At 32.4% G+C, this 7,504-nt stretch carries 10 protein-coding genes and 1 tRNA gene; 8 read left to right on the top strand and 3 right to left on the bottom strand.

The window, feature by feature from the left end:
- The 6 genes from IJI93_RS10350 to IJI93_RS10325 all read left to right on the top strand — a co-directional run.
- Positions 1-439, top strand: a 439-nt coding sequence (locus IJI93_RS10350) for an exosome complex RNA-binding protein Csl4 (RefSeq protein WP_292822711.1), incomplete at its 5' end; no start/stop codon positions are given.
- 13 nt (positions 440-452) lie between these two features.
- On the top strand, positions 453-731 hold the full coding sequence (locus IJI93_RS10345; protein WP_292816364.1) for a DNA-directed RNA polymerase subunit L: 279 nt from the start codon (positions 453-455) through the stop codon (positions 729-731).
- 29 nt (positions 732-760) lie between these two features.
- Positions 761-1,183 carry an NUDIX hydrolase gene (locus IJI93_RS10340; protein WP_292816362.1) on the top strand — a complete coding sequence of 141 codons (423 nt, stop codon included), beginning with the start codon at positions 761-763 and terminating at the stop codon, positions 1,181-1,183.
- Between the two features lie 80 nt (positions 1,184-1,263).
- Positions 1,264-1,572 carry a transcription factor S gene (locus IJI93_RS10335; protein WP_292816360.1) on the top strand — a complete coding sequence of 103 codons (309 nt, stop codon included), beginning with the start codon at positions 1,264-1,266 and terminating at the stop codon, positions 1,570-1,572.
- A gap of 11 nt (positions 1,573-1,583) precedes the next feature.
- Positions 1,584-2,567 (top strand): topoisomerase IV, encoded by a 984-nt coding sequence (locus IJI93_RS10330; RefSeq protein ID WP_292816358.1) that lies wholly within the window; start codon positions 1,584-1,586, stop codon positions 2,565-2,567.
- Positions 2,568-2,583: 16 nt separating this feature from the next.
- Positions 2,584-2,658: transfer RNA gene (locus tag IJI93_RS10325), tRNA-Arg, on the top strand.
- Here the strand turns inward: IJI93_RS10325 and IJI93_RS10320 are convergent.
- Positions 2,659-4,488, bottom strand: coding sequence for a helicase C-terminal domain-containing protein (locus IJI93_RS10320; protein WP_292816356.1), 1,830 nt, complete (start codon positions 4,486-4,488; stop codon positions 2,659-2,661).
- Positions 4,489-4,583: 95 nt separating this feature from the next.
- On the opposite strand from IJI93_RS10320, the gene cobI reads away from it, so the two are divergent.
- A complete protein-coding gene (gene cobI / locus IJI93_RS10315) occupies positions 4,584-5,288 on the top strand; it encodes a precorrin-2 C(20)-methyltransferase (protein ID WP_292816355.1) in 705 nt (234 codons plus the stop codon).
- Here the strand turns inward: cobI and IJI93_RS10310 are convergent.
- Positions 5,285-6,055, bottom strand: a complete 771-nt coding sequence (locus tag IJI93_RS10310; RefSeq protein ID WP_292816352.1) for a V4R domain-containing protein — start codon at positions 6,053-6,055, stop codon at positions 5,285-5,287. The genes cobI and IJI93_RS10310 overlap by 4 nt on opposite strands.
- Positions 6,056-6,248: 193 nt before the next feature.
- Positions 6,249-6,998 carry a TatD family hydrolase gene (locus IJI93_RS10305; protein WP_292822709.1) on the bottom strand — a complete coding sequence of 250 codons (750 nt, stop codon included), beginning with the start codon at positions 6,996-6,998 and terminating at the stop codon, positions 6,249-6,251.
- Positions 6,999-7,094: 96 nt separating this feature from the next.
- Between IJI93_RS10305 and IJI93_RS10300 the strand changes: the two genes are divergently transcribed.
- Positions 7,095-7,504: ThiF family adenylyltransferase (locus tag IJI93_RS10300; protein ID WP_292822707.1), on the top strand; the 410-nt coding region annotated here is incomplete at its 3' end.

Below are 7,504 nucleotides of genomic sequence, written 5' to 3'. Positions count from 1 at the left end.
TAATCAAAAAATGAAGGTTATTTCTGTTGAGGGTACTGCAAAACCAGCTCTTCTAAAAGTTGGAGATATAGTATACGGTCAGATTACCGATATTAAACCTCAAAGAGCAAACGTGAATATCGAATGCATTAAAGATAATGCAAGACCTTTAGCTCTTCCTTATATGGGAGCAATCCATATATCTCAAGCTAAAAAAGATTATCTAGAAAAATTATCAGACGCTTTTAGAATAGGAGACATTATCCAAGCTAAAGTAGTAAAAATTACAGGAGATAATGTTGATTTAGGTACCGTTGATGAGGATTGCGGAGTGCTTAAGGCAATGTGTACACGCTGCAGAGATTATATGCACACTACCTCAAAGGAAAATGAACTTCAATGTAATACTTGTAATAAAAAAGAAAGGCGTAAAGTTTCTAAAAACTACATTAATGATTAATTAGGTTGATAAAATGGAAAATATTGAAATTATTGAAGATAAAACTTTAGAATTAACATTTATTGTAAAAGATGAAAGTCATGGAGTTTGCAATGCATTAAGACACATTTTAATGCAGGATCCGGACGTTGAATATGCTGTTTACAATATTGATCACCCTCTAACTGGAAAACCAGAAATGACAATCAAAACAAAAAGAGGAAAAAGACCAAGAGTTGTCTTGAAAAAAGCAGCTGAAGAACTCCAAAAAGAAAGTACTGACTTTAAAAAACTTATTGACGAAGCTTTATAGCTTCACTATTATTTTTTTAATGTGATTTGATGGCAAATTACAAAATTCCTTCATTAACAACTGATATCTTTATTTTTGATGACAATCTTGATTTCATTTTAATTAAAAGAAAAAATGAACCTTATAAGGATTGTTGGGCGTTGCCTGGGGGATTTGTAGAATATGGCGAAACCGTTGAAACTGCAGCCATTAGAGAAGCAAAAGAAGAAACCAGCATTGATGTTACTCTTAAAGACCTGGTTAATGTCTATTCCAAGCCAGATAGAGATCCGAGAGGACATACCGTGACAATAGTTTACACAGCAAAAGGAGACATCAGTGAAAAAAAAGCTGACAGCGATGCAAGTGACATTGCAATATTTTCACTAGAAAAACTGGATGAAATAAATATTGCTTTTGACCATGAAAAAATTATTAACGATTGCTTAAAAACCGTAAAAAAGAGCATATGATGCTATATATTTAAATAATTTAAAAAAATAATTTATGATTATATAGAGTATTTATAAAAAAATTAATAGAGGAGAGTTAAATGGAATTTTGTCCCAATTGTAGAGCTATGTTATTTCCAAAGGATGGTAAATTAGAATGCAAATGCGGATATTCTAAAGATTTATCAAATGATAACAAATACAAAGTTTCTAAAGATATAGAAGCTAAAGATAATGTTAAAATGCTTGGAGAAGATATTGAAGTTGGCCCTACCGTAAATGAAACCTGTCCTGAATGCGGACATGATAAAGCTACTTATAAATTAATTCAAACCCGTAGTGCTGATGAAGCTCCAACCCGAATTTTTAAATGTTCTAAATGTAAACATACATGGAGAGCATATGATTAAGAGGGTGTTTTATGAAAGATTCTAAAGAAAAAGAGCATAGGATTTCTAATCTTAAAGATATGATTGACAACGTGACAACCAGCGAGGTCAATGATGTTAGTGATGATGTTGAAGAAGATGCTGAATTAATTAACTATCTCAACGAAAATCACGAAAACGGAGATTATGAAATAGATGATGAATTCATTTATCATCCGGATGATGATAACCCATATGCCATTAATTTAGAAGAAACCCCTATTGACGATGAATTCATAATCAATACACCAAAAGAAAAAGAATCATCCGAAGAAGATGAAGAATATGAATCTGAAGACATGTTTGATGATTTCACTAGTGACATGAGTGAAAGTTTTGACAACCTGATTAATGCAAAAGTTGGCAGAACCCCTGTTTTGGCACTTGTTAGTGCATTTTTAGGATTGATACTGATAGCTGTCGGCGCATTTGTTTTCTCATCACGTAGTGACAGAGTCATAGATAATGTTGTTTCAGGTGAAACAAACTTTATATCCGTTATATTTTTCATATTTGGACTATTATTATTAATCTATGGATTAATTAAGGTTTTAGGATTTAATCCTCTGGAAGGAATTTCAAATAATATAAATTCCGTTGATAAGGATGATGACGATGAATCTTCCAAAACCAAAAAAGAACAAGAAGAAAAAATCATCCCCAAAAGTAACATTCCATTAGACAAGGAATCTTACAAAATTGGTGAATTTAATATTAAAGACATTAAAAACAAACTTAAAAGACCATCAGCACCAAAAAAACCAGCACCACCGACTCAAGAGGAACTTGATAAAATTCCTCCAGCACGTGAAAAACCAGAAGATAAAAAAGGTTTAACCGCTGAAGAAATTGAAGAACTTGAATATGAACAGGTTGTTCGTGATTATGAGTCTATTGATGATATTTTCGCTGAAGTTGAAGATATTGATGATATTCCAATCATTTCCATAGATGGTGAAGATAAAACAGAAAAATAAAATCATTTTAAATTTTGGGCCTGTAGTCTAGTCAGGATATGACGCAGGACTTCGGATCCTGAGATCGGGGGTTCAAATCCCTCCAGGTCCGCTACTTTTTAACTCGAACAACAGCTTCCTTAAAAAAGTCAGGAATCAATGATCTGTACATCGGACTTTTAAATAACATGTTAATATCGCTGTCAATAATGTATGTGTAACATGAATCATCTTCGGCCCTCATTCCACGACCGTAAGCCTGCATTAATGTCATTACAGTCTTATAAGCATACCATTTCTTATCCCGTTTCATTCTCATATTAACCTGTTTGTCACCAAGATATGGGAATGGCATTTTATAAATTATCTGGAACCTGCATTTATCATAAGGCAAGTCCACACCCTCACTCATTGAAGGTGAAACCAATACCAATGGATTTTCATCCTTTTCAAAGAAATTTAGAATCTGCTCCCTGTTTTTTGATGAATGAGAAATCAATCTTGAATTATATAAGTTATTAAGAATATACTGTTGACATTTATAACTGTGAGTGTGAATTAACCCTTTATCGCCTTCATGCTTTTTAAGAATTTCCTGAAGTATAGGGATGGTTTTCGGAGCAGTATTTTTTATTCTATTAGCTGACATTTTTCCAGCTAAATCAAGGATTATAGGCCTTTTTTCTTTTGTAAATGGACTGTCCACCTTAATATGATAAACTTCATTAGGATTTAGGCCTAGCCATTTGGAAAACATCTTATGTGAAAGGATTGTTGCACTCATAAAAATAACGACATCCCCATATTTTAATAAGTTATCCTTAGCATAATGATGGACCCTTAACGGTTTGAAGACAACACCTGTCTCATCAGCATCAATAACCCAGTTTTTAGGTTCCTTTTCCAGATTATTGCTAAGTGTTTTTAGTCTGGCGATTGTTGACCTGATTCTATCCGCCTTATTTTTAGCAACATCCTTTAAGTCTATATCCTCATAGCTTTCACGGATAGCATTTATCTCCATTTTCCAGTCAGGAAGTTCACCATCTTTTAAAGTTTCATCTGAAATACGTTTACTTATGTCCTTTTCCAAAGTTCTGTTATACAAGGTAACTTCCATTGTAGCCATTAATTTATTTTCAATGTTGTGAGCCTCATCCAATATCAGTAAAGATCTTGGAGAGAAATGTTTTACATAATTCAGCTCAACAATTGCGTAGTCATAATTCATTAATGTAATCGGAGAATTGATTGCATTGGCTTTTTGATTCCAATAATGGCAGTGACTAGGTGACTGGTAAAATACCGCACCCCCAAATGAATCTTCGAATGCCAATTCCGCATCCAATGTCGGATTTTTAGCAATTCCATATCTGCAGAAAAAGTTACTTGAAGTTGGTGTTGTCTTACAGGCCCCCATATCGCATGTTGTCTCCAGATTATCATTCAAACAGGCAAAATTACCTCTACCTTTAACTAAAGGAAAATCAAACTCATTAGAGTATTGGGCCTGCAATTGTTTGGTCATTGTTAAGATATATGCAGATTCATACATTTTAGCAAGGGTTGTTGCAATAGCTGATTTTCCTGTTCCGGTTCCCGCTTCTAGAATAATATATTTATAGCCTTTCCTGATTGCATCGTTAATGTCCTGTATAATTTCCAGCTGACCCAATCTAGGCTCCGGAAATGGGAAATTTTCAATTATTTCATCATCTATTGAAGGGTGAATTTCCTTTAGATAAGCTGCAGTTCCCTCATCCAACTTATGATTATCAACTGAATAGACTTCAGGAATCTCATCATCCAAAATAGATGATGTTCTAGGTTTAGAAAAACTAAACAGATTAGTTGGACCTTTAGACTTATTATTACTTGAATTTCCACAAGTACAGTTACTTTTTAACATTCCGCAATTTGGACAAAACATAGAATTTGACATTAAAAATATATTAGTTAGGATAATATAAATAAATTATAGGAAGAGCATTTGAAAAGAAATATTTTAAATAAAATATTGTTATACAAAGTGATAATATGGCGAAAAAAGGAAAATTGATTGGAATTGGTGTTGGACCGGGAGATACAGAATTGCTTACTTTAAAAGCGGCAAAAGTTTTAAAAAGGGTTCCTGTTATTTTTTCACCAAAATCCTCAAAAGAAAAAGACAGTATTGCATTATCTATTATTAGACCAATACTCGAAGAAAGAGAAGACTATAAAAGATTAATGATTGTTGCACCAATATTTCCAATGATTGAAGACAAACAAGAACTTGAAAAAGTATGGACCAGTGCATCTGAAATGATAGCACAATATTTAGATAGCGGAAGAGATGTGGCATTCATTACCCTTGGAGACAGTTCAGTATTCAGTACTTATTCTTATGTTCAAAAGAAATTAGCCGGAAAATACGAAATTGAAACAATTCCAGGCATTACATCATTCACCGCCTGTGCAGCAACCAGAAATAAAGCTTTAGTTGAACAGAATCAGATTTTAACTATCGTTCCTAAAATTGATGACAGATTGGAACAAGTCCTTGAATACAGCGATTCGGTTGTTTTAATGAAAGCATCAAGAAATACTTCACAACTAGAAGCGACAATTGAGCAAAAAGAAAGAAATAAAGAAATATATTCAGTTCAAAACTGTACACGTGAAAATGAAAAGATTATTGAAGGCTTTTCAAATGAAAAACCTTATCTTACAACTACAATAATCCAATTTGAAGATGATTAGTTGGATTTAATGCCAAGAGGTTCTACCTCAAATACGCATTTTTCATCTCCCATTGTATAACATTGAGTTTCAATGACACTGACTGGGAGATTGAAAAATTCTGTGAATAGACCTTCAAAAATACCGGTGTCTAAAAAGCAAGCTGGTTTTCCGGTTCTAGGAAGCAATCCACATTCAAAACAGTCATAGGTTGTAATTTTAATAATTTGACCAACATCAAAAGTTAGTCTGCCTAATCCTTTTCTTTGCCAAAATTCGGCGAGATTATTCATGAAAATATCCAAATCATCATCATATAATTTATCAAAGATAGATCTGCCTATACTGTTACCTGTAGACTGCAGAATCGGGTCTATATTGATTCCTTCCTGAATGAGCATGGCTTTTAGAGTATGGAACAATAAGGTTGAAAACTCTGCATCTTCATCAACTATATTTTTTATTAAATAATCAGCCTGAGTTTCTTCAATCTCTTTAGGTTCTGAAATATCTACTGAACCTATATATTTAGAATTTAAAAAGAATATTTTTTTTCTATTGTCTACAGGATGCAATTTATATGATATGATTCCGCTTTCCCTTAAACTTTTAAGATGAACAGATACTGTTGATTTTGATTTTCCTGTATTGCTGACAATTTCATCAAACTCCATATCTCTATCTCTGAGCATTTCTAGAATTGTAAGTTTTACTGGACTTTTTATAACATTAACTCCAATGTTTTCATTAGAATTTGAAAAAATTTGAATAGGTTTTTGATTGCTCATTTAATATCCCCCAAACATATAACTATATTTAATATTTTTAGGTTAATAAATATAACTAAAAATTAAAAAACTAATTTTGTTTAAAATAATATGTAAAATATTGAACATGAAAATAAAAATTAAATAAAATGCGAACTGTTCGTTTAAAACAAAATAAAATGTTGGCATACTTAACTATTTACACAACTCAGAACTATATTTTGAATAATCTTTTTGCATTTTCTCCAGTTATCTTTATGACATCATCTTCGCTCATGTCCAACTCTTCAGCCAATTTTCTTATAATATATTTTAAGTTTAGAGGATTGTTTTTTTCTCCCCTTTTTTCCTGCGGAGCTAGATATGGAGAATCTGTTTCTACAAGCATATGATTAATATCTACTTTTTCAAGGACTTTTTTAATTTTTTTATTCTTATCGTAGGTAACCGGACCGCCTATTCCTATGTAGAAGCCCAACTTAATAAATTCATGAGCCATCTCAGCTGAGCCCGGATAGGCATGAAGAGAACCAACCACGTCATGTTTTTTTAATATATCAAAGGTATCCTGTGTTGATTTTCTAGAATGAACTATTACAGGCAAGCTGTGCTTTTCTGCAAGATTTAACATTTTTTCAAATAATTCTTTTTGTTTATCCTTATTGTCTTTTGTATGATAATAGTCAATGCCAATCTCACCTACTGCAACTACATTCTCATTATTGAGCTGTTCATCCAATAAAGAAATATCCTCGTCCGTTATTTCATCTGCAAATGAGTAAAAATATCCTAAAGCTGCATAAGCGTTTTCATATCTGTGTGATAACTCCAATACTTCTTTATTGCTTAGAGGATCTGTGCCATTCAATATTAAACCTATATCATTTTTTGCAGCTTCTTTTATTATTCCCTCTGCATTTTCCATTTCACTATTATAAATGTGACAATGAGTATCTATTATCATGAAAATCCCCAATTTGATATTGCATAAGTTTTTATTTATCCGATTTCAATTATTATATAAATAATTAAATTAAATTAAATTTTTTGGTGAGTGAATATGGATGAAAAGTTTTCAAGAACAGAAATGTTGATTGAAAATGATGGAATGAAAAAATTAGCCAATGCTAAAGTTGCTGTTTTTGGTATTGGAGGAGTAGGTTCATTTGTTTGTGAAGGACTTGCAAGAAGCGGCATAGGCAATTTTATTTTGGTGGACTACGACAAAATAGACGAAAGCAACATAAACAGACAGTTGATTGCAACAACAAAAACAATCGGCAAATATAAAGCCGAGCTGATGAAAGAAAGAATCCTGGAGATTAATCCAAATGCAAATGTTGAAGTTCATAAGGAATTTTACATGGCAGATTCACAAACCGACATCATTACAAAAGACCTTTCATATGCCGTCGATTGTGTGGATACAATAATGGCCAAGATTGCAATTATATACAAATGTGATGAACT

The organism is Methanobrevibacter sp. (genome assembly GCF_017431965.1).
Classification (GTDB): Archaea; Methanobacteriota; Methanobacteria; order Methanobacteriales; family Methanobacteriaceae; genus Methanocatella.
Note: the sequence above shows the minus strand (reverse complement) of the source record. Positions and strands in the feature narration are given on the sequence as shown.